This is a genomic window from Pseudomonas sp. EggHat1, from assembly GCF_014892995.1.
GTDB classification, from domain to species: Bacteria; Pseudomonadota; Gammaproteobacteria; order Pseudomonadales; family Pseudomonadaceae; genus Aquipseudomonas; species Aquipseudomonas chaetocerotis.
The window spans coordinates 1-1,370 of record NZ_JACKQK010000033.1 but is presented as its reverse complement, the minus strand read 5'-3'; the positions used below and the strand labels follow the sequence as shown (position 1 = coordinate 1,370).

At 49.7% G+C, this 1,370-nt stretch carries 2 protein-coding genes and 1 pseudogene; all 3 read right to left on the bottom strand.

Going from position 1 to position 1,370, the window contains the following annotated elements; all coding sequences use genetic code 11:
• Positions 1 to 323: pseudogene (locus INS93_RS24555) on the bottom strand (RHS repeat domain-containing protein); the annotation flags it as partial.
• Positions 324 to 396: 73 nt separating this feature from the next.
• Positions 397 to 741 (bottom strand): hypothetical protein, encoded by a 345-nt coding sequence (locus INS93_RS24550; protein WP_192985854.1) that lies wholly within the window; start codon positions 739 to 741, stop codon positions 397 to 399.
• 114 nt (positions 742 to 855) lie between these two features.
• Positions 856 to 1,370, bottom strand: a 515-nt coding sequence (locus INS93_RS24545; RefSeq protein ID WP_192985853.1) for an RHS repeat-associated core domain-containing protein, incomplete at its 5' end; no start/stop codon positions are given.

Here is a 1,370-nt window from a genome sequence, read left to right as displayed (position 1 = left end):
TCGTAGAACCTGAAGGTGTTGTAGTGCAGCCCCGTTTCGCGGTCCAGGTACTGGCCCTGGAAGCGCAGGTTCTGCTCTTCGACGAAGAAGCTTTCCTGCGTTTCGGCCAGGGTGTTGCCCCAGACCTGGTAGCGCGCCTGCCAGATGCAGCGGCCGTCGTCTTCGGTGAGTTGCTGCGGCAGGCCGTTGGGGTCGGTGTGGTGATAGCGCAGGCGCGCGTGTTCGCCCAGGCCATCGACGCGCGCCAGCGGGTCGTAGCTGCCTTCATCGTAGAGGTAGAGGCTGTGCCGGCCGGCGCGGGTCTCGCTGAGCGGGCGCAGGCCAGCAACTGGGATTGCTCAGCGACAAACCGAGTTTTATGAGACTAATCGTGGTCTGTCCCCGAATGTTCTCTCCCTACATCTCATCAAAGTAATTAGCTTCTTCTGTATAACCGCTTTCATTATCTTGAATAATAAGTTTATAAATAGTCGTCCATGGCTCACCTTCCTTGGGTTTTGGAGGATTTTTACTTGAAAACAAGTACACGGTATCACCTATCGGAAAATATTCTGCAATCTCTCTATTTCCCTCTAAGGTAGTAGATTTCTGCATCATAAAAATCATCGGCTCACCCTTATAAAAAGGCCAGTCTGGTTCACCTCTCCAAATGGGCGGCTCTGACAAATAGAGAAATTTTCTTTTTAGCTTCCCAGATAACCATTTTCTTGTACTTTTGGGCTTATCTTGTAAAACTTCCAAGTAAAGATTATCTACAAATACATTTGCACCCGCTGTAAAAATGCTGGCTTTTTTTCCTTATTTAGAAAGCCATCCAGGACATCTTCAAACTCTTGCTTTTCCATAACTTTCCTCCTAGAGCTTATTTACAGGGGTAACTATCTCTAGCAAATCCCATCCAAGATTACGATATGGGTCCATTGATGCATGCCCCCACGGAGTAGCTGGCTGAAGGTTCCAGCCCTCATGTGCAACTGTATTCGAACCTGAACGCTGCGGGATATATTGGTGATTCAGCTCAATAGGTACCGTAATATCTTTCTCTTGGCCAACTCGACCTTTGACTCTATTCGTCAGAGTATCTTTATATCTTACTTTTACGACCATCCGAGGAGCGAGCCCCCTTCGCATTCTGCTTAGATTTCGAGGAGAGAATTTTCCAAGCGGAGAGTTTTTAGCCGCGTTTTTCCAATAGCTACGTCTTGAGGAACTCCAGCACTTCCACCCCCACGGATCCACCCACCCATACGGCTCCGGCGCGTACTGGAACAGGTTGATCCCACCCGCCAACCCAATCGGGTCCGGGCTGATAAACCGCCCGATATCCGGATCGTAGAACCTGAAGGTGTTGTAGTGCAGCCCCGTTTCGC